18 protein-coding genes and 1 riboswitch are annotated in these 20,762 nt (G+C 69.2%); of the genes, 13 read left to right on the top strand and 5 right to left on the bottom strand.

Annotation, left to right across the window (positions count from 1 at the left end; genetic code table 11):
- Positions 1 to 60: 60 nt before the first annotated feature.
- Positions 61 to 2,112: a hydantoinase/oxoprolinase family protein gene (locus tag KF889_07510; GenBank protein ID MBX3499276.1), complete on the top strand. Its 2,052-nt coding sequence runs from the start codon at positions 61 to 63 to the stop codon at positions 2,110 to 2,112.
- Positions 2,109 to 3,815: a hydantoinase B/oxoprolinase family protein gene (locus KF889_07505; GenBank protein MBX3499275.1), complete on the top strand. Its 1,707-nt coding sequence runs from the start codon at positions 2,109 to 2,111 to the stop codon at positions 3,813 to 3,815. The genes KF889_07510 and KF889_07505 overlap by 4 nt, the downstream gene beginning before the upstream one ends.
- A gap of 69 nt (positions 3,816 to 3,884) precedes the next feature.
- On the opposite strand, the gene KF889_07500 is transcribed toward KF889_07505, so the two are convergent.
- Positions 3,885 to 4,370: a 6,7-dimethyl-8-ribityllumazine synthase gene (locus KF889_07500; GenBank protein MBX3499274.1), complete on the bottom strand. Its 486-nt coding sequence runs from the start codon at positions 4,368 to 4,370 to the stop codon at positions 3,885 to 3,887.
- Positions 4,371 to 4,468: 98 nt separating this feature from the next.
- Positions 4,469 to 4,627, bottom strand: a riboswitch (FMN riboswitch).
- 225 nt (positions 4,628 to 4,852) lie between these two features.
- On the opposite strand from KF889_07500, the gene KF889_07495 reads away from it, so the two are divergent.
- The 3 genes from KF889_07495 to KF889_07485 all read left to right on the top strand — a co-directional run bounded on the left by KF889_07495 (position 4,853) and on the right by KF889_07485 (position 8,891).
- On the top strand, positions 4,853 to 6,538 hold the full coding sequence (locus KF889_07495; GenBank protein MBX3499273.1) for an asparaginase: 1,686 nt from the start codon (positions 4,853 to 4,855) through the stop codon (positions 6,536 to 6,538).
- Positions 6,539 to 6,546: 8 nt separating this feature from the next.
- Entirely contained in the window at positions 6,547 to 7,638 is a 1,092-nt protein-coding gene (locus tag KF889_07490) for an SDR family oxidoreductase (GenBank protein MBX3499272.1), read from the top strand.
- 107 nt (positions 7,639 to 7,745) lie between these two features.
- A complete protein-coding gene (locus KF889_07485) occupies positions 7,746 to 8,891 on the top strand; it encodes an acyl-CoA dehydrogenase family protein (protein ID MBX3499271.1) in 1,146 nt (381 codons plus the stop codon).
- Positions 8,892 to 8,970: 79 nt separating this feature from the next.
- Here the strand turns inward: KF889_07485 and mobB are convergent, their stop codons facing one another.
- Both mobB and selD read right to left on the bottom strand, forming a co-directional pair.
- Complete coding sequence (mobB, locus tag KF889_07480) at positions 8,971 to 9,471, bottom strand: molybdopterin-guanine dinucleotide biosynthesis protein B (protein ID MBX3499270.1); 501 nt, start codon at positions 9,469 to 9,471, stop codon at positions 8,971 to 8,973.
- Complete coding sequence (gene selD, locus KF889_07475; GenBank protein MBX3499269.1) at positions 9,471 to 11,696, bottom strand: selenide, water dikinase SelD; 2,226 nt, start codon at positions 11,694 to 11,696, stop codon at positions 9,471 to 9,473. The genes mobB and selD overlap by 1 nt, the downstream gene beginning before the upstream one ends.
- A 273-nt stretch (positions 11,697 to 11,969) precedes the next feature.
- Between selD and KF889_07470 the strand changes: the two genes are divergently transcribed.
- Positions 11,970 to 13,139, top strand: coding sequence for a PAS domain-containing protein (locus tag KF889_07470; GenBank protein MBX3499268.1), 1,170 nt, complete (start codon positions 11,970 to 11,972; stop codon positions 13,137 to 13,139).
- Positions 13,140 to 13,301: 162 nt separating this feature from the next.
- Here KF889_07470 and KF889_07465 read toward each other — a convergent pair whose 3' ends face one another.
- Positions 13,302 to 14,075, bottom strand: coding sequence for a response regulator (locus tag KF889_07465; GenBank protein MBX3499267.1), 774 nt, complete (start codon positions 14,073 to 14,075; stop codon positions 13,302 to 13,304).
- Positions 14,076 to 14,589: 514 nt separating this feature from the next.
- On the opposite strand from KF889_07465, the gene KF889_07460 reads away from it, so the two are divergent.
- The 4 genes from KF889_07460 (at position 14,590) to KF889_07445 (ending at position 17,609) form a co-directional block, all read left to right on the top strand.
- A complete protein-coding gene (locus tag KF889_07460; GenBank protein MBX3499266.1) occupies positions 14,590 to 14,895 on the top strand; it encodes a hypothetical protein in 306 nt (101 codons plus the stop codon).
- A 174-nt stretch (positions 14,896 to 15,069) separates the two neighbouring features.
- The gene (locus tag KF889_07455) at positions 15,070 to 15,879 is read left to right on the top strand and encodes a hypothetical protein (protein ID MBX3499265.1); all 810 of its coding nucleotides are present in this window, start codon (positions 15,070 to 15,072) and stop codon (positions 15,877 to 15,879) included.
- Between the two features lie 234 nt (positions 15,880 to 16,113).
- Entirely contained in the window at positions 16,114 to 16,572 is a 459-nt protein-coding gene (locus KF889_07450; GenBank protein ID MBX3499264.1) for a hypothetical protein, read from the top strand.
- A gap of 239 nt (positions 16,573 to 16,811) precedes the next feature.
- A complete protein-coding gene (locus KF889_07445) occupies positions 16,812 to 17,609 on the top strand; it encodes a carboxymuconolactone decarboxylase family protein (protein ID MBX3499263.1) in 798 nt (265 codons plus the stop codon).
- Here KF889_07445 and KF889_07440 read toward each other — a convergent pair.
- On the bottom strand, positions 17,597 to 18,490 hold the full coding sequence (locus KF889_07440) for a LysR family transcriptional regulator (protein ID MBX3499262.1): 894 nt from the start codon (positions 18,488 to 18,490) through the stop codon (positions 17,597 to 17,599). The two genes, KF889_07445 and KF889_07440, sit on opposite strands and share 13 nt — an antisense overlap.
- Positions 18,491 to 18,587: 97 nt before the next feature.
- Here KF889_07440 and KF889_07435 point away from each other — a divergent pair, with 97 nt between their 5' ends.
- The 3 genes from KF889_07435 to KF889_07425 are packed head-to-tail and all read left to right on the top strand — an operon-like array spanning position 18,588 to position 20,759.
- Positions 18,588 to 18,986 carry a cupin domain-containing protein gene (locus KF889_07435; GenBank protein ID MBX3499261.1) on the top strand — a complete coding sequence of 133 codons (399 nt, stop codon included), beginning with the start codon at positions 18,588 to 18,590 and terminating at the stop codon, positions 18,984 to 18,986.
- Between the two features lie 14 nt (positions 18,987 to 19,000).
- Complete coding sequence (locus KF889_07430) at positions 19,001 to 19,474, top strand: cupin domain-containing protein (protein MBX3499260.1); 474 nt, start codon at positions 19,001 to 19,003, stop codon at positions 19,472 to 19,474.
- Between the two features lie 10 nt (positions 19,475 to 19,484).
- Positions 19,485 to 20,759 (top strand): adenylate/guanylate cyclase domain-containing protein, encoded by a 1,275-nt coding sequence (locus KF889_07425; GenBank protein ID MBX3499259.1) that lies wholly within the window; start codon positions 19,485 to 19,487, stop codon positions 20,757 to 20,759.
- The last annotated feature ends 3 nt before the right edge of the window (positions 20,760 to 20,762 follow it).

The following is a 20,762-nucleotide window of genomic DNA, read 5'->3' as shown; positions in this document are numbered from 1 at the left end:
CCATCCGTCAGCGCTATGCGCTGCCACCTTCCCCCTCCGGGGGAAGGTAGGGAGCCCGACATGAGCACGAATCCCACCACCATCGTCGGCATCGATGTCGGCGGCACCTTCACCGACCTGCTGGCGCTCGACACGGCGTCGGGCGCGGTGTCGCTGGCCAAGGTGCCGACGACGACCGACAACCAGGCCGTCGGATTCGTCTCGGCGATGGCGGCGGCCCATCTCGATGCGCGCGCGCTGCAGGCCATCGTGCACGGCACGACCACCACCACCAACGCGCTGCTCGAGCGCAAGGTGGCGCGCGTCGGGCTGATCACCACGCTGGGCTTCCGCGACGTGCTGGAGCTCGGCCGCCGCACGCGGCCGAAATCGTACGGCCTGACCGGCTCGTTCGAGCCGCTGATCCCGCGCGAGCTGCGCATCGAGGTGCCCGAGCGCATGGACGCCGAGGGTGGCATCGTCACGCCGCTCGACGAAGCCGCCGTGCGCGAGGCGACGCGCCGCCTGCTGGCCGACGGTTGCGAGGCGGTGGTGATCCACTTCCTGCACAGCTACATCAACCCCACGCACGAACGGCGCGCCGAGGCGATCGTTCGCGAGGCATGGCCCAACGACTACGTCACCGCGGGCCATCGCGTCGTGTCGGAGTATCGCGAGTTCGAGCGCGGCACGACGGCGGCCGTGAACGCTGCGATCCAGCCGGTGCTCGACCGTTATCTCGGCCGCCTCGAAGCGGAGCTGAAAGCGCTGGGCTTCGCGCGCGACCTGCTGGTGATGCAGGGCAATGGCGGCACGGTGTCGGCGCGCGCGGCGGCCGAGGCGGCGGCGCACACCGTGATGTCCGGGCCGGCCTCGGGCGTGATGGCCGCCGCCTATACCGGTCGCGCCTGCGGCCAGCCGGACCTGATCACCTACGACATGGGCGGCACCTCGACCGATGTCGGCCTGATCCGCGAGGGCGTGCCGCAGGTGTCGAGCGAGCTCGACCTCGAGTACGGCATGCCGATCCACGTGCCGATGGTCGACGTGCACACCATCGGCGCCGGCGGCGGCTCGATCGCCCATGTCGATCCATCCGGCATGCTGCGTGTGGGGCCGCAGAGCGCCGGCGCGACGCCGGGCCCGATCTGCTACGGCCGCGGCGGCGAGAAGCCGACCATCACCGACGCCAATCTCGTGCTCGGCCGGCTCAATCCCGACCGGCTTCTTGCCGTCGACAATCCCGTGTCGCTCGAGCACGTGCGCGGGCGCATCGCCGATGAGGTCGGCAAGCCCCTGGGCCTCGACTGGGACCAGGCGGCGGCGGCGATCCTGCGCATCGCCAACGATCGCATGGCCGGTGCGATCCGGCTGGTGTCGATGGCGCGCGGTCACGACCCGCGCGACTTCGCGCTGTTCGCCTTCGGCGGCGCCGGCCCGCTGCACGCCACGGCGCTGGCGCGCGAGCTGGCGCTGCCCAGGGTGCTGGTGCCGGCGCGGCCGGGCATCACCAACGCGCTGGGCTGTGTCGTCGCCGATCTGCGCCGCGACTTCGTGCGCACCATCAACAAGCCGCTGCCGGTGCTCGACGCCGCCGAGGTGCGCGCGACCCTGGAGGCGCAGATCGCCGAGGGCGAGGCGATGCTGGCGAAGGACGGCGTGGCGGTCGACCGCGTCGACCGCCTGCATCTCGCCGACATGCAGTTCCAGGGCCAGAGCCACATGCTGCAGGTGGCGCTGCCGCGCATCGACGTCAGCGTCGCCGAGCTGCGCACGATCTTCGAGGAAGCCTACTGGCGCCGCTTCGGCGTCGAGCTGCCGGAGATCCGCGCCGTGCTGGTCAACCTGCACACTGCGGTGATCGGCAGGCGCCCCGGCATCGACCTCGCCGCCCTGATGCGCGGCGAAAAGGCGAAGGACGCAGCCGCCGCCCGGACCGGCACGCGCGAGGTGTGGTTCGAGCGCGGCGGCTGGACCGCGACGCCGATCTACGCCCGCGACCGCCTGCCGCTCGACCAGCAGCTGGTCGGCCCGGCGATTCTCGAGCAACTCGATACAACCATCGTGGTCGAGCCCGGCGATCGGGTAAGCTGCGATGCGATCGGCAACCTCGTCGTGGAGGTCGCGCCATGAGCGCCATCGATCCCGTCACCTTGGCCGTGATCCAGAACGGTCTCGACCAGGTCTGCAACGAGATGGACCTCGCCTTTGTGCGCAGCGCCTTCTCGCCGGTGATCTCCGAGGGCATGGACCGCTCCGACGGCATCTACGACGCCGTCGACGGCGCGCTGATCGCCCAGGGCGAGCTCGGCCTGCCGGTGTTCGTCGGCACCATGCAGTTCTCGACCCGGGCGGTGATCGACCGGGTGAAGACGCATTACGACGGCCATGTCGATCCCGGCGACGTCTTCATCGTCAACGACCCCTATCTCGGCGGCACGCACCTGATGGACGTGCGCTTCGTGAAGCCGTTCTTCTATCGCGGCAGGCTCTTCGCCTGGCTGGCCAACACCGGGCACTGGCCGGATATCGGCGGCATGGTGCCGGGCGGCTTCTCGGCCAGCGCCACCGAGGTCGAGCAGGAGGGACTCCGCCTGCCGCCGATCAAGTTCTTCAAGAAGGGCGTGATGGACCGCGAGATCCTCGCGATCCTGATGAGCAACATGCGCATTGCCGACCAGCGCATCGGCGACATCAAGGCCCAGGCCGCCGCGCTCGACACCGGCGAGAAGCGGCTCACGGCGCTGATCGACCGCTACGGCGAGGACACGGTCAAGAGCGCCATCGCCGAGCTGCGCGAACGCTCGGCGCGGCAGATGCGGGCGAAGATCGCGACGATTCCCGACGGCGTGTACGAGGGCGCCTCGGTGGTCGATTCCGACGGCGTGGTCGACCAGCCGCTGCATATCCGCATGAAGATCACCAAGGCGGGCGAGCGGCTGGCCTTCGACATGTCGGGCTCGAGCCCGCCCTGCCGCGGGCCGATGAACAGCGTGATCGCCACCACCAAGTCGGCGATCTATCTCGCCATCAAGCACGTCTTCCCCGACGTGCCGATCAACGCCGGCACCTTCGAGCCGCTCGACATCGTCGAGCCCGAGGGCACGTTCCTTTACGCGAAGTACCCGCGGCCGGTGTCGGGCTGCGCCGCCGAGGTCAGCCAGCGCATCGCCGAGGCGGTGTTCGCCGCGCTCACCAAGGCGATCCCCGATCGGCTGTTCGCCGCACCGGCCGGCACGTCGGGCAATCTCGGCGTCGGCGGCTATGATCCGGCGCGCGATCGGCACTACATCATGTATCTCTTCACCGGCGGCGGGTACGGCGGCTCGTACGAGGGCGACGGGCTGTCGAATGGCTGCTCGACCATCGGCATCTCCAAGATGCCGCCGGTCGAGGTGCTGGAGCAGTACTACCCGATCCTGTTCGAGGAGTTCGCGCTGGCCGAAGGCTCGGGCGGCGCCGGCGCGCATCGCGGCGGCTTCGGCATCCGCTACGCCATCAGGATCCGTCGCGGCGAGGCGCGCGTGTCGATGGTGATGGATCACGGCCGCGTCGGTCCGCAGGGCGCGCTGGGCGGACGCGACGGCGGCGTCAACACCGTGCTGGTCGAGCAGGGCGGCAAGGCCTATCGCCCGCCGCACCTGTCGAAGGACCAGGACATCGAGGTCGGCCCGGGCGACGTCGTGCGCGTCTCGACGCCGGGCGGCGGCGGCTACGGCGATCCCGCCAAGCGCTCGCCGGCGCTGATCGAGCGCGATCTGCGGCGCGGCTACTACACGCCCGAGCAGGTGCGCACGCTGTTCGGCGTGCAGACCATGCCAAGAGCCGCAGAGTAATTGGGGCCGCCGGCGTCTCGCCGGCTCATGGCGGAAGAGCCGGCGGGACGGCGGCGGTCCCAGGAAGACTCAAGCCGCTCGCTTCAGCCGGCCGAGATTCTCGATCGTCGCGACGCAGGCCGCGGCGGCTTCGGCGCCCTTGACCACGAAATGGTGGCTGAAGAAGGCGCGGTGCTCGTCGTGCTCGTGGAAGCGCTGCGGCGTGAGCACGGCCGAGATCATCGGCACCTCGGTCTCGATCTGCACGCGCATCAGCCCGTCGATCACCGCGTCGGCGACGAACTCGTGGCGGTAGATGCCGCCATCGACGACGAAGCCCGATGCCACCACGGCGGCGTAGCGGCCGGTGCGCGCCAGCATCTTGGCGTGCAGCGGGATCTCGAAGGCGCCCGGCACCTCGTAGAGATCGATGCGGTCCTTGCCGTAGCCGCGCGCGGCCATCTCGGCGAGGAAGGAGTCGCGACAGCGATCGACGATGTCGCGATGCCAGCACGATTGCACGAAGGCGACGCGCGGGCCGTTGTCGTTGCGGGGATTGCTGCTGCTGTTCTGGATGCTCTGATTCACGACGGTCTCCTGGAGACGGTTGAATCAGGGCGCACGAGTCGACGAAAACGCGCGACTCGCCTGCGCGAATCGACGCGTCTACGCCACTTCGTTCTCTTCCATCCGGACTGTGACCGTCGGCCCCGGAATCGCACCGGATCTGCTGACCCTGCCGTACGCCACGCTGGCAGGCGCTCGCGGGCTTGCGCTCAACTCACTCAGCGCTTACCGCCGGTGGGGACTTCCACCCCGCCCTGAGAACGCACGCCGCACGACCAACGCTGTGCGGCGGACCGACACTACGACGGACATGCCCGCAGGGATCGCGCAATCTCGTCATGGCCGATTTGCGCACCGCGCTGGCGCCTATCGCGGGGCGAAAGTCGGGGCCGCCCGTGATAGCGTCGCGCCCGCGACAGGAGGTGACGGCGATGACGCTATCGGCCGGAGGGGGCAGATTCTACGCGATGCGTGGAGCGGAGCGTCTGCCCGTGCGCGCACCCATCGACGTGAAGCCGTTTCTTGGCAAGCCTGATCTCCATTGGAAGGTTGGGCGCTCGGCCTACGAACTTGCGACGAGCTGGTTGGCGGCTGACGGTGTGCCGACGGTCGTCCGCGCCGTCCTCGACCAGGCGCCTGAGTGGCGCTCGGCCTCGCTGAACGAGGCGGCATTCGAAAAGCAGGTCGAGCTGCGCACGAGAGGCGCAGCCAGCCAGACCGATCTGATGGCCTATATGAGCTTGGCCGATGGACCCGGAATCCTCGCCATCGAGGGCAAGGTGACCGAGACCTTCGGGCAGCGGGTCGACGATACCGGCATGTCGAAAGGGCAGAAAGCGCGCGCGGCCGATCTATGCGGCATGCTGGGAATTTCTATCGCCGATGCCGGCAGCCTCCGGTACCAGCTACTCCATCGCACTGCATCGGCCGTCATAGAGGCACAACGCATCAAGGCCCGGCATGCCATGATGCTGGTTCATTCGTTCGACGTGGGCCAGGCAGGACGCTCCGACTTCGAAACCTTTGCGCAAAAGCTCGGCGTTTCCGGCGCGGGTGCCAATCGAATCTCATCGTCGAAGACGATCGAGGGTGTCGAGCTCCGCCTCGCATGGGTTGCGGATCGCCCGCATCACCCGCGTGTCGAATACTTCGCCCTTGGCGGCACGATCGCGACGATGCCGGCCGAGTCCGGGGCGATGAAGCAGGGGCTGGGCGCCGATGACCTGATCCGCATGGTGCCGGCCCTGGCCGAGGTCGCCGACGTGCGCGGCGAGACGATCGAGCGCGTCGGCAGCAGCAATCTTACGGTCGATCTGACGCTGAAGCTGGCGCAGCGCATCGAGGCGCTGCCGCGCGCGGGCGCCGATGCGCCGGTGGGCGTGGTGGTCTCGCAGGGCACCGACACGCTGGAGGAGACCAGCTTCATCCTCGACTGCGTGCTCGATGCGGGCTTGCCGGTGAGCCTCACCGCGGCGATGCGCAACCCGCGGCTGACCTCGGCCGACGGCGCGGGCAACCTGCTGGCCTCGGTGCGCGTGGCCTCGTCGGCGTGGATGCGCCAGCATGTCGGGGAGATCGGTGTCGTGGTCACCTTCCTCGATCATGTCTATGCGCCGTTCGATGTGGTGAAGAGCGAGACCAGCCGCATCGACACCTTCCGCAGCCCGGCGACGGGCCCGCTGGCGACCCTGGTCGAGGATCGCGTCATCCCGCTGTCGCTGCCGGTGCGCGACTGGAAGCGCGCCGTCGACGCGGCGCTGGGGCCGAAGCCCTCGACGCGCCTGCTCGCCGCCGGGCGCAAGCCAGTGGCGCTGCTATGGGCGGCGATGGACGATACCGGCGGCCTGCTCGATGCGCTGCTCGCCGATCCCGGACACCTGGGCTACGCGGGTATCGTATTCGCCGGCACGGGCGGCGGCCATGTGCCTGAAGTCTTGGTCGAGCGCCTGGTCAGGCTGAACCGCTCGATCCCGGTGCTGATCGCGCCGCGCACCGGCGCCGGACCGCTGCTGGCGGCGACCTACGAAGGTCCGGGCTCGGAGATCGGACTGCGCCAGGCGGGGATGATCTTCTGCGGCCGCCTGCATCCGCTGAAGTCCCGCCTGCTGCTCGAGCTGCTGCTGCGTGCCGGCGTCGATCGCTCAGGCATCGCGCGCGTCTTCGCCTCGTGCGGCTGAGCGCGGCGATGGCGGGCAACACGATCCTGATCGCCGGCGCATCCGGCATCGTCGGCCGTGCCGCCGTGGCGCGGTTCAATGCGCTGCCGGGCTGGACGGTGATCTCGGTATCGCGCCGCGCGCCCGATCTCGAGGGACCGCACGAGCATCTCGCGCTCGATCTTTCCGACGCCGCCGCCTGCGAGGCGGCATCGGCCAAGCTCGCGGGCGTGACGCATGTCGTCTTCGCCGCGCTCCACGAACTGCCCGGCCTGGTGGCGGGCTGGCGCGAGACGACGCAGATGGAGATGAACCTCGCGTTCCTGACGAACCTGATGACGCCGCTCCTGCGCGTGACGAAAGATCTCCGGCACGTCACCTTGCTGCAGGGCACCAAGGCCTATGGCGCGCATATTGCGCCGATCAAGGTGCCGGCGCGCGAGCGCTGGCCGCGGCACCGGCACGCCAACTTCTACTGGCTGCAGGAGGACTGGCTGCGTGCGGCGCAGAAGGGCCGCGACTGGAGCTTCAGTATCCTCAGGCCGCAGATCGTCTTCGGCCACGGGCTGGGCAGCCCGATGAACATGCTGGCGGCGATCGGCGCCTATGGCGCGCTGTCGAAGGCGCGCGGCGAGAAGCTGCACTGGCCGGGCGGCCCGCCCTACGTCGCCTCGGGCACCTGCGCCAACCTGCTGGCGCGCGCCATCGAGTGGGCGGGCACCAGCCCGGCGGCGGCCAACGAGACCTTCAACATCACCAACGGCGACGTCTATGTCTGGCGCAATTTGTGGCCTGCGATCGCCCAGGCGCTGGGCATGGAGGAGGGCGAGCCGCGGCCGATGAAGCTGTCGGACGAGATGCCGACGCGCGAGGCACAGTGGGCGGCGCTGGCGCGGCGCCACGGGCTGCGGCCCTGGACCTTGCAGGAGTTCGTCGGCGACTCGTTCGTCTATGCCGATTGGCAGTTCGCGTACGGTCGCGAGCGGCCCGGGCCGCCGGTGATCGTGAGCTCGGTGAAGTCGATGCAGGCTGGCTTTCACCACGTCATCGACACCGAGGACATGCTGGCCGATTGGTTCGAGGAATTCCGCCGGCTGAAACTCCTGCCGCCGCTGTCGTGATAGAGCAATCCTGTCATCCCGAGCGCAGCGAGGGATCTAGGGCGCTGACTGGATCCCTCGCTGCGCTCGGGATGACAGCAGGCTGAACTACGCTCCAGGAACGGGCCATGATCCCGCGCACGCTGTTTCCCGCCGACTACGAGATCTTCCGTGACTCCGTGCGCCGCTTCGTCGCCGAGGAGATCACGCCGCACTATGTGCAGTGGGAGAAGGACGCGCGCGTGCCGCGCGAGGTCTGGCGCAAGGGCGGCGCGGCGGGCCTGCTGTGCTGCGAGGTGCCGGAGGAATATGGCGGGCCGGGCGGCGACTTCCTGCACAGCGTCGTGGTGATGGAGGAGCTGGCCGACGCCGGCGCCACCGGCGTGTTCTTCGGCCTGCATTCGGACATCGTCGCGCCCTACATCCTGAAGTACGGCTCGCCGCAGCAGAAGACACAGTGGCTCACGCGCATGGCCTCGGGCGAGGCGATCGGCGCCATCGCCATGACCGAGCCCTCGGCCGGCTCGGACCTGCAGGCGATCCGTACCACGGCGCGGCGCGACGGCGACGACTACGTCATCAACGGACAGAAGGTGTTCATCTCGAATGGGCAGCAGGCAGACCTGGTGATCGTCGCCTGCAAGACCGACGCCACCAAGGGCGCCAAGGGCATGAGCCTGATCGTCGTCGAGGGCGACCGGCCGGGGTTCCGTCGCGGCCGTCAGCTCAAGAAGCTCGGGATTCACTCGCAGGATACCTCCGAACTGTTCTTCGAGGACGTGCGCGTGCCGGCGGCGAACATCCTCGGCAACGAAGGCCAGGGCTTCACGCTTCTGATGAACGAGCTCTCTCAGGAGCGCCTGACCCAGGCGGTGCGCGCCATCACCGCGTCGGAGGCGGCATTGCGCTGGACGATCGACTACGTCCAGCAGCGCCAGGCCTTCGGCAAGCCGATCGCCGCCTTCCAGAACACCCAGTTCAAGCTCGCCGGGCTGAAGGCGGAGATCGTGGCCCAGCGGGTGCTGGTCGACCGCTGCATCGAGCTGCATCTGAAGCGTGCGTTCGACTCGGTCGACGCGGCGATGGCCAAGATGACGACCACCGAGCTGCAGGCGCGCGTCGTCGACGAGTGCCTGCAATTGCACGGCGGCTACGGCTACATGAGCGAGTTCCCGATCGCCCGCGCCTTCGTCGACGCGCGCTACGCCCGCATCGCCGGCGGCTCGATCGAGGTGATGAAGACCATCATCGCGCGCAGCCTGTTCGGGCGGTGAAGTACAGCTGTCATCCCGAGCGCAGCGAGGGATCCAGGCTGACACTGGATCCCTCGCTGCGCTCGGGATGACAGGTTGCTTAGCCTTTCGCCCATTGCACGATGAACGCCGCCACGGCGGCGGCGTCATCGAGGTCGAGCCAGCGATGGCCGTCGCCGTCCTTCCAGTCCGGGCGCGGCGCGGCGATGGCCAGCAGGCCGGCATCGTCGCCCGAGCGCAGCGCCTTGCCCTCGGCGGCGCGCCAGACCTCGATGCGCGCGTGCGGATGGTTGGTGAAGCCCTCGACCAGCACCAGGTCGACCGGTTCGAGCCGCGCCACGAGTTCGTCGAGCGTGGTCTCGGCGCCGGAGCGGTTCTCGCGCATCAGCGCCCAGCGCAGGTCGGAGGCGACCAGCACCTCGTGCGCACCGGCCTTGCGGTGGCGCCATGAATCCTTGCCGGGCTTGTCGACGTCGAAACCGTGATGCGAGCGCTTGATGGTCGAGACCGTGAGCCCGTGCCCGGCGAGCAGGGGGAGCAGCTTCTCCACCAGCGTGGTCTTGCCGCTGCCGCTCCAGCCGACGATTCCCAGGAGGTGCATCATTCCACCGTGACGAGTTGGGCCGAATTGCCGGCGCGCGCGACGGCGCGGCCGATGAGCGCCGCATCCGGCGTGCCGCCGGCGCGCAGCCTGTCGACCAGTGCTCCGGCGCGATCCGCGGCGATGCCGATCAGCAGGCCGCCGGATGTCTGCGGATCGAACAGCAGGTCGTAACCGGTCGACGTCTCGCGGCGATCGACGGCGCCGACCATGGCGACGTTCTGGGGCGCCAGCGTGCTGCGTGTGCCGCGCGCCAAGGCGGCGAGGGTGCCGGGCAGCGCCGGAAGCGCCGACAGCGAGATCTCGGCGTCGAGGCTGGAGGCGCGCAGCATCTCGACCAGATGCCCGCCCAGGCCGAAGCCGGTGATGTCGGTGCAGGCCGTGGCGCCGGCCTCGCGGGCCATCGCGGCGGCGCCGGCGTTGGACACCAGCATCGAGCGGATCGCCGCCTCGATATCGGTGCCGCGCGAATCGCCGGTCATGTCGGCGGCGAACAGGACTCCGGTCCCCACCGGCTTGGTGAGGATCAGCGCGTCGTCCGCACGCAGGCCACCCTTGCGCATCAGCGCCGTGATCTCGGCCGTGCCGTTGACCGTCAGGCCGATCGCCATGTCGGGACCCTCGATGGTATGGCCGCCGATCAGCACGGCGCCGGCGCGGTTGAGCTCCTCGACCACGCCGCGCAGCAACTCGCCGAGATCGCGTTCCTGCAGCGCGCCGCCGGCATAGGGGATCACCGCGGTCATCAGCGCGCTGTGCGCCCGCGCGCCCTTGGCGAAGAGGTCGGACAGCGCGTGCAGGGTGGCAACGCGGCCCAGACGCAGCGGATCGTCGAACAGCGCCGGGAAGTGGTCGACGCTCTGCAGCAGGGCGCGGCCCGGCGGCACGAGGATGGCGCTGGTGTCCTCGCCGTCGCGCACGCCCAGCGGAATGTCGTGGCGCGCCGGGATGTCGAGATCGGCCAGCGCGCGCCGCAGCGTGTCCGCACCGATCTTGGCGCCGCAGCCGGCGCAGCGCATCAGCATCGGCGCCGCCATCGCCGCCATATCGGGCATGGTCTTCTCCGGCAGATCGCCATGCGCGGCCATGCGTCCGCCGGGACGCAGGCGCTGGTACATCGCCATCCAGCGCGTGTCGATGCGCCGCTTCCAGCGCCACACCCAGTCGCCCTCGATCGACAGCCCGCCGCGCGAGGCCACGGCATGCCTGTCGCCGGTCGTGATCATGCTGAGGAAGCGGCGCTGCGGCCTGTAGCGCTCGAGCGGCCGATCCTCGGACGCCAGCAGGTTGTGCGCCAGGATCGGCCCTTCGCGCACCGCGAAGACGCCGGCCTTGGGCAGCGGCGAGGCGTCGAAGGCGGCGACGTCGCCGGTGGCGAAGACGTTGGCGTGCGAGACCGATTGCAGGCTCTCGTTGACGCGCACGAAGCCGCGCTCGTCGAGCGCCAGGCCGGTATCGGCGAGCCAGGCGGCCGGCGCGGCCTGCGTGACCCAGACGGTCAACGCACTGCGGATCGTCGCGCCGCCCTGCAGCGTCACCGCGTCGGCGTCGACCCGGGTGACCGGCTTGCCGAGCACGACATCGACGCCGCGTGCCTTCAGCGTGCGCATGAAGCTGCGGCGCACGGCCCGCGGATGCGTCGGCAGGATCTCGGCGTCGGCCGAGACCAGGGTGAAATGCGGCTGCGCGTCGCCCGCCGTCTTCAGCGCCCATTGCATCGACAGGCAAAGCTCGACGCCGCCCGCGCCGGCGCCGACCACGATAATGCGCTCGGGCCGCGACGCGCCCTCCCTGATCGCACGCCAGCGCGCCAGGAAGGCCGCCACGGGCTTGACCGGCAGCGCATGACGATCGGCGCCGGGGATGTTGAGCATCGACGGCGACGAGCCGATATCGAGCGCTACGGTGTCGAAGGCCACCGGCGGGCGGCTGCCGCAGATCACGCGCTGCGCGGCGAGATCGAGGCCGATCGCCGTATCATGGTAAAGCCGCGCGCCCGCGGCGCGGCACAGCGGCCGCAGGTCGATATGCGCCTCCTCGAAGCGGTAGTGATCGGCGACGAGGCCCGGCAGCATGCCCGAATACGGCGTGTCGAGCTCGCGCGCGATGACGGTCAGGCGCACTTCAGGCGAGCGCTTCATCGCCGCCCGGCGCAGCACCTCGACATGCGCATGTCCACCGCCCACCAGGACGACGTCGCGGCGCACCACGCTCGCGTCAGCCATTGGCGATTGGGCCTTTCTTCGAACCTCGATTGTGCTTAGGTGTCGGGGAGCACGGCGCTGCGGCCCGAGGCAGGGGCCGATTTCCCGCCGCGTCGGAGTGATTTCTTTTCGGCAACCCGGAACTATCCAGTCGAATGCACATTTAGAGCCATTGCTGGTTGTGAACCGTCGGTCTCATCCAGAGGTGGAGACGCCGACACGGAGCGGATGGTAGCCCGGCGGCGACCGCCATTCGCCACCAATTTCTTGAAGTCATTGCAGGATTCAATCCGCTTGCGAGACGCTCCCATCTCCTCTCGGCGCAGTCCCTCCGGAACGGGCGGCAGTGAACTGCAACGCCTGCAGGAGTGGCTCGAGCTCGCGCGGCAGTCGGCCGGGATCGTCCTGTGGGAATGGGACACCCGCGCCGGGCTCTTCAGGATCTCCGACCATTGGCACGAGGAGGGGTCCGTCGGCCAGCAGGCCGGATCGATCAGCCTCGACCAGTGGCTTCAGCTCGTCCATGTCGAGGACCGGCCGACCTGCGAGCGCTTTCTCGCCAGCCTCGCCAACGGCGCCGGCGTGCCGCAGCAGGCCGAGTTTCGCGTCCGCCGCCCGGATGGCTCGTTCGCCTGGCAGCGCGGCAAGGGTCGCATGATGCCCGGGCCGCGCGGTGCGGGCGGGTCCGTCATCGGCGTCCTGGTCGAGATCACGGCCGAGCGCGAGGCGCTGGAGCATCGCCATCAGATCGATCGCCTGGAGGCGGTGGGCCAGCTCACCGGCGGCCTGGCGCATGACTTCAACAATCTGCTGACGGTGATCCAGGGCAACGTCGACCTGCTGCACGACGATCTCGGCGACGACGCCGCCAGCGCCGCGATCCTCAGCGAGATCAGCGCCGTGGTCGATCGCGGCGCGGCGGTGACGCGCCGGCTGCTGCGCTTCGCCCGCTCCGACCTGCCGGCGAAGACGGTGTTCAATCCCGACCGGCTGCTGCGCGGCCTGCTGCCGCTGCTTGCCCATACGCTGGGCGGCACGGTGGCGCTGCACATGAATCTCGCGGCGCGCGGCGCGGCCGTGAGCGTCGATACGCGCGAGTTCGAGAACGCGATCATCAACCTCGCGATCAACGCGCGCGACGCGATGCCGGCGGGCGGCACGCTGGCGCTGTCGACGCGGCAGGCGTGGCTGCAGGCAAGCGACGTTGATGTCGAGCGCGGCGAGGCGCCGGGCGCCTATGTCGAGATCGCGCTCGCCGACACCGGTCACGGCATGCCGCCTGACGTGCTGTCGCGGATCTACGAGCCGTTCTTCACCACCAAGGCCGACAAGGGCACCGGGCTGGGCGTGCCGATGGTGGCGCGCTTCGTGCGCCACAGCGCGGGCTGCATGCGGGTGGAAAGCGCGGTCGGTACCGGCACGACGGTGCGGCTCTATCTGCCGCTGCCGGTCGCCGACGAGTGATCTCGTCTGCGCCCTTGCTCGCTGCGCTACAGGGGCCGCGGACGGCCCCGAGGATGACAAGGCGACTCAAATTTGTCGCGCGCTGCTCAAATTTCCTAACAGCTGGCCCGGAGAGGGAGCGGGCCGCAAATCTCTGGCTTGTCTATGGGGAGATTCGCCGAATCAGGCGGCGGCGCGGGTGGTGGTCTCGTGCGCCATGTACTTCTGCACCAGCTCGACGGTGCGCTCTGTCGGTCGAACCCACAGACGCCGCGCGTCGCCGGGATCGCGCTCCTTGGCGATGTAGCCGTCGCCCATCAGCTCGCCCAGTCGGCGCAGTGCCGTGGTCTGCGGCACGCCGGAGGCCGCGCACAGCGCCGACACCGGAACCTTCTGGCCGCTCAGCCGGGCATGCATCAGCTCCATGATCATGTTCCAGCCGGGCTCGTCCTTGAAGCCTTCACCCATGATCTTCTCGCGCGCCGCGCGCCCCTTGCGCTCGCGCAGCAGCCAATGGGCCTGGCTGGCGACCGTCGCGGTCGGCACTTCGGGCTCCGGCGTCGCCACCGGCACGACGGCACGGTTCGGCACCGGCTCGGCCAGCAGCTTGGTGACGCGCTCGGCCACCTGGCGCGGGCGCACCGGCTTGGTGAGGAAGTCGCTGGCGCCGATGCGCAGCGCGGCGACGGCCAGATCGATGGTCGCCTGGCCGGTCATGAACAGCACCTTCAGCGGCTGCTCGGCGGCGTGCGAGTTGGCGAGATCGATGGCGAACTCGATGCCGGACATGTCGGGCATGCGGATGTCGCTGATCAGCACCTTGATGGTCTCGTGCCGATCAAGCGCCTCGCGCGCGGCGGCGACGTTGGTGGCCGGGACGGCCGGGATGAAGTTGCGGGTGAGATAGCGCGCGAGTTCCTGGGCGCAGACCGGATCGTCGTCGAGGACCAGAGCCACCGGGTTCGCGGGTTCTGTTTCGCTGTGCATCGACATGACTTGTGCCCCACTGATCAAGAAAAGGAATGTCGACTGGACGAACGGCAAGATGGAATCGCCCGCGACTGCACGCTACGCGAGAAATGTCCATTCTGGACGGGACGCTCGCGGACCCTTGATTCACAGTCGAATCGGAGCCTTCGCGATGCGTGGAACTTGCTGCGGCAGACCACCCGAATCATCCCAAGTGTAAGTAAGCGACGCCTTCCAAAGGCTTCGAGTCGTTGGGAGAATCGACCAACCTTGAAGTGACTTTCCTGCGGTGTCGCTGCAGCGCCACCGAGCGGTGCGAACACAGCCAAACTGGACCTTTCGGCACCACGAGCGCGCTCGTTCGCACCGATGCGGAGCGGGATCGGTGCGTTCGGTCCGTGTTGGCGGTGGCTTCACCCCGCGTCGGACCGTACTCGAATTGAGTGCCGGCGTGCCGAGGCATAGATCGTCTGCAGCCCAACGCACACGGAGCTGCACGCCGATGTCCTTCAGATCTTTCGCCCGTCGAATCGCCGCGGCGCTCGCGCTGTCGCTCGCCGCCACCTCGGCGATCGCCGGCGATCTCGTCGTCAAGCAGGTGAGCGGCGACACCTTCCATTACAGCGTCGCGACGCCGGCCGACGGCCAGGTCGACGCCGACCGCGCCAGGATCATGCGCGACGCGCAGAAGCTCGCGGCGGCGATGGGCGCCGCCGGCTACGCCATCGTGCGCGAGAGCAGCCACAATGTCGGCGGCTCGCTCGTGCGCACCATCGACATCAAGCTCGACGGAGTGGCCCGCCGCTGATGTGAAGCCGCGGCCGTCACCATAAGCGGCGGCCGCGATCCGGAGACGATGAGCGGCGCATTTCTCCCGCCGCTCACCGGCCTCCGGTCGGGTGCAGACGCAATTGCCGCGTCCGTCCTCGCGCTTCGGCGGCGAGGAGCGCCGGTCTGACATTCAAGCAAAGGAATAATTGTCATGCGGATTCTCGCCAGGGCGCGCAGCGCGTTCGGATTGATCCCGGTTTGCTTCGGACTTCTGCTCGGCGCCTGCGGACAGGCGCCTGACCGCCCCACCCTGGGCCTCGGCCAGTTCGACACGATGTCCTACGCCGCGCAGCCCTCTGCCGCGAATGTCCCCTCGATGTCGATGCTGGCGCCGACCTCGTGGAAGGCGGTCACCGTCGGCGCCGACCGCTCGCTGTTGCTCTACGACAACGCCGCCAGCGACATGGCTTCGCAGCTGCAGGCCAGCGGCGCGCGCGTCGCCGTGCTGCATGCCGCCAACGGCTCGGCGCGTCGCGCCAACATCCAGGGCGCGCTGCGCGGCCTGGGTCGTCGCAACGGCGAGGCCTGCCTGGTGTTCGTCACCTCGCACGGCAACACCCGCGGCCTGCTGTTCCAGACCGAGGGCGGCCGCGCGCTCAGTCCCTCCGACCTAGACAGCATGGTCGATGCCGAGTGCGGCGACGCGCCGACGGTGCTGATCCTGTCGGGTTGCAACAGCGGCACCTACGTCACCTCGCGCCTGACGACGCGCAACCGTATCGTCATCACCGCGTCGTCGCGCAGCCGCGTCTCCTACGGCGCCAAGCTGAGCGAGCGTCACGTCAACTTCGATCGCTGCATCCTCAAGGCGATGAACGAGGGCGCGACCACCTGGGCCGATGTCTTCGCCCGCGCCAGAGCCTGTGCCGCCGAGCGCGAGGCCTGGCTGGGCGTCGCCGCCTCCGACCCGCAGGCTCACTTCGGTCGCGACGTCGCCCAGCTTCGCCTGCCCGGCCGTTGATCTCGACGAATCTGCCGCGGGTGGGGACGTCCCCGCGCAGGCTCCGTGTGCATCGGCGTCCCACGCATGGTCACACTTGCCCGGCCCGCGGCTGCCCCCGCGCGTGCCGGGCGCTTTTTTCATCGCACGTGAAATGCAGGCTGTTCGACGATTCGTCCAACTTGGACCCTTCGCGCGTTGAGTGCAGCGAGCCAGGCGCCTAAACCGGAAGTGCATCAACGGGAGATGGAAGCGATGCGCAGGAATTCAGTTCTCGTGGCCGACGCCGACACGATCCGTCGCGATCGTCTGATGGTCTGGCTCGGCGCGCAGGATGTCAGCGCGATCGCCGCGTCGGATGATGACGCCGAAGGGCTTGGCCGCGAACTCACGCCGCGCCTCGTCGTCTGCCGCCACGACCCGGTCGGCATCTCGCTGTGCCATTCGCTGCGCGAGCTGCCCGAGCCGCCGATGTTCGTCGTCGTCTCCGACGATCCGGCGACCGAGGAGCATGTCTACTTCGACGGCCGCGCGGTGGTCGCCGTGGTCGGCGCCCTGGTCGAGACCGGCGCGCTCGCCCGCTTCATCGACACCGCCTTGGGCGCCGCCGCCCGCCTCGATTCAGGCCGCAAGGGCACGCGGCGCGCCAGGGCCGCCAGCCGCGCCAGCCGTCTTCCCGAGCCCACCGTCGCCGCCTCGCGCGCGGTGCACTGAGCCTCTTTCCTCCCCCAGAGCGACTCGACGCGCCGGCCGCAGGGCCGGCGCTCTTTCTTTGGCCGCCGGTCGCCTACATGACTCCGTGCGATCAAGTCACACGGGCGACGGCTGAGTGCGCCCCGTCGCCAACTCGTGAGCCACGCCGATAAGCCCTATCGACTGGCGGCCGTTATGGGAGGGCGGCACTCGACCCATCTTCGGTGAGCGCGCCTGCGCAATCGCCGATAGGGGTCCACATGAAACGTCTCGCGATGATCGTCACATCGCTTTCGCTGCTGGCGCCGCTGTCGGCCCAAGCGGAGAAAGCCAATCCCATGCCGAACACCAGTGCCCAGCTCGCGCGTACCCTTGACGACATACGTCAGGTCGCACCGGGTCTCGAACGCTACGCGCAAACCCGCCTGTTTGGCGACCTGTGGAAGCGCCCTGACCTGTCGCCGCGCGACCGCAGCCTCGTCACGCTCGCGGCGCTCATCGCGCGCGAACAGGCGATCGAGATGCCGTACTACCTGAACCTCGCCCTCGATCACGGCGTCGCACCGAAGGAGATTTCGGAGCTCATCACCCACCTCGCGTTCTATTCCGGCTGGCCGAACGCTATGACGGCAGTCGCGGCGGCGAAGGAGGTCTTCACCCGGCGTGGGATCGGCACCGATCAGTTGGCCGCCGTGTCGCCGCCGCTCCTGCCGCTCGATGCGGCGGCCGAGGCGCAGCGCGCCGAGCGCGTCGGCCAGCAGTTCGGCACGGTCGCGCCCGGCATCGTACAGTACACGACCGACATCCTGTTCCGCGATCTGTGGCTGCGGTCCGATCTGGCGCCGCGCGACCGCAGCCTGGTGACCGTGAGCGCCCTGATCTCCGCCGGCCACGTCGGACAGATCCCCTACCATCTCAACCGCGCGATGGATTACGGCCTGACACAGGCCCAAGCGGCCGAAATCATCACCCATCTCGCGTTCTATGCCGGCTGGCCCAACGCCTTCTCGGCGTTGCCCGTCGCAAAGGACGTGTTCGAGAAGCGTCAGGCGCGATAGCGCAGCGCCTCGACCAGCAGCTTGAACGCGGCGGACGACTGGCGGCGGCTGGGATAGTAGAGGTGATAGCCTGCATAGGGCGGACACCACTCCTCCAGCACGCGTCGCAATCGTCCGCCAGCGATGTGGGGCAGCGCCTGTTCCTCCGGAACATAAGCCAGGCCGAGCCCGGCCAGCGCGGCGGTGAGCATCTGTGCCGTGTTGTTGCAGACGATCTGCCCGTCGACCCGCACCCTCAACTCGCGTCTGTTGCGCTCGAATTCCCAGGCGTAGATGCCGCCGTGGGTCGGCAGTCGCAGATTGATGCAGCTGTGGCCGATCAGGTCTTGCGGCCGCGTCGGCTCTGCCTTGCGCGCGAAGTAGGAAGGCGAGCCGACTACGGCCATGCGCAGGTCCGGCCCGATGCGCACCGCGATCATGTCCTTGGCGATCTGCTCGCCGGATCGCACCCCGGCGTCGAAGCGTTCGGCGACGATGTCGGTCAGGCCGTAGTCGATGATGATCTCGAGCTTGATGCCGGGATGGTCGCGCAGCAGCGGCGCCAGCTTCGGCCACAGGATCGTGTCGACCGCGTACTCCACCGTCGTGATCCGGATGGTGCCGGCCGGCTTGTCGCGGAAGTCGCTCAGCGCCTCGATCTCGCCTTCGATCTCCTCGACGCGCGGACCGACGGTCTGCAGCAGGCGCTCGCCGGCTTCGGTCGGCGACACGCTGCGCGTGGTGCGGGTCAGCAGCCGCACGCCCAGGCGCGTCTCGAGGCCGCGGATCGTATGGCTGAGCGCCGACTGCGACACGCCCAGCTGGGCCGCCGCCCTGGTGAAGCTGCGCTCCCGCGCCACCACGAGGAAGGCAAGAATGTCGTCCAAATCGCCGCGCTGCATTTATCGCCGCCACTCATCAGTCCATGCGGATTATGCCGGCTAGTTGCGCCGGGTGCGCGCGCTAAATCATCAGGCGCAGGCATCAGGGAGGCCGATCATGGAAATCAGGCGCGGCGGCTCGCAACCATCCGCCAAGGGGCCGACGAGTTTCTTCACCGGCACGGTGCGCGTCGATCCGCTGTTCCAGGCGGGCGATCCTGCGCGTGTGTCGTGCGCCTACGTCACCTTCGAGCCCGGCGCGCGCAGCAACTGGCACACCCACCCGCTGGGCCAGACGCTGATCGTCACATCGGGCTGCGGCTGGGTGCAGTGCTGGGGCGGGCCGGTCGAGGAAATTCGGCCGGGCGACGTGATCTGGACAGCGCCGGGCGAGAAGCACTGGCACGGCGCCAAGGCGACCACCGCCATGACTCACATCGCCATTCAGGAGGCGCTGGGCGGCAAGGCGGTCGATTGGCTCGAGAAGGTCGGCGACGACCAGTACCCGAGCTTCTGAGGGGAAGGGCTGGCATGAACATGTGGACTGCGACCCTCGCGTCGTTTCTCGTGACAGCGTCGCTGTCGGCAGCGGCCCAAGGGCCGGGACTCGACATCCAGCGCAACGGCTCGCTGCCCTCGGCCAAGGGCCCGGCGGACTATTTCACCGGCGCGGTGCGCGTCGATCCTCTGTTCCAGATGCCCGCGCCGTCGCGCACGCGCGCCGGCGTGGTGACCTTCGAGCCCGGCGCGCGCAGCGCCTGGCACACGCACCCGCTGGGCCAGATCCTCGTCGTGACGGCGGGCGTCGGCCTGGTGCAACGCTGGGGTGGCCCGATCCAGGAGATCCGGCCCGGCGACGTGGTATGGATTCCACCTGGCGTGAAGCACTGGCACGGCGCTGCGGCGACGACGGCCATGACCCACATCGCCATTCAGGAACACCTCGACGGCAAGGTCGTCGACTGGATGGAAAAGGTCAGTGACGAGCAGTACGGCCGACGATAATCCCGGTGCGGTGGACCTGGCGCTCGCGGCGGCGGAGCGCCGGGGATTTCGGCTCGGCGTTATCGGCCGGACCTGCGCACTTGTCGCTATCGCCGCCTTCTATCTGATCGCCATCTCGTGGCCCAACAATCTGCTCCCGGCCGCCGCGTTGCTGGCGGTCGCGGGCATCGGGCTGGTGCCCCTGGTACTGGTCGGCGGGCGCTACGAGCGCGCCGCGCGCTTCGTCATCTTCGCCTGCGACATGGCGGCGATCAGCGCTGTTCTGGCCTTCGCGCCGATCAGCACCGGCGGCGACGTTCCGCAGAACTTCGTCTTCCTGACCAGCCGGCCTGCCTACTACTACGTCGTGCTGGCGGTTTCGATCCTGTCGCTCTCGCCGGCGCTCGTGTTGTGGACGGGCTTGTGCGCGGTGCTCGGCATGACCGGCGCCACGGCCTGGATCATGTCCGGCATGGAGCAAGTCGTCAGCTATGGCGGCCTGCCGGCCTCGCCGACGCGCGATCAGTATCTCGCCGTCGTGCTGAACTTGAACTTCCTCGCCCTGCCAACGCGCGTCGCCGAGGCGCTGGTGATGGCGCTGTCCACCGGCATCGCCGCGCTCGCCGTGCATCGCGCGCGCAACATGGTGCGCGACCACGCCGCCGTCGAGGAAAAGCGCAACCGCGTGCAGCGGCTGCTCGGACGCTACGTGCCCGAGCAGGTGGCCGAGCAGCTCGTCGACAGCGGCCAGCTGGCGCCGCAGCTGCGCGAGGCCAGCGTGCTGTTCGCCGATATCGAGGGCTTCACCGGGCTGTCCGAGCGCCTCTCGCCGCACGAGCTGATCGCGGTGCTCAACAGCTTCTTCGGCGCCGCCACCGCGATCGTCGACGAACGCGGCGGCATCGTCGTGAACCATGTCGGCGACGCGCTCATCGCCGCCTTCAACACGCCGATCGCCGTTGCCGGGCATGGCGCGCGGGCGATCGATGCCGCCTGCGCGCTGCAGGCGCTGATGGCGGCGCGCGACTTCGAGGGACATCGACTGCGCTTGCGCATCGGCGTTGCCACCGGCCCGGTTGCGGCCGGCGCCGTGGGCGATGCCCGGCGGCAGACCTACACGATCTACGGCGATACGGTGAACCTGGCGCAGCGCCTGGAGCGGCTGAACAAGGATTTCGAGACGCACACCCTGGTCTGCGGCGCGACCTTCGCCGGCGCGAACGCGATGGAGCTCACCGCCGAGCGCATGGGGACGGTGCAGGTACGCGGCCGCGAGAGCGCCGTCGAGGTGTTCGCCCTGCGCTGAGGC

Source organism: Alphaproteobacteria bacterium, assembly GCA_019635875.1.
Taxonomy (GTDB): Bacteria; Pseudomonadota; Alphaproteobacteria; order Reyranellales; family Reyranellaceae; genus JAFAZJ01.
The sequence above is the reverse complement of the archived record's forward strand: the minus strand, read 5'-3'. Positions and strand labels throughout refer to the sequence as shown.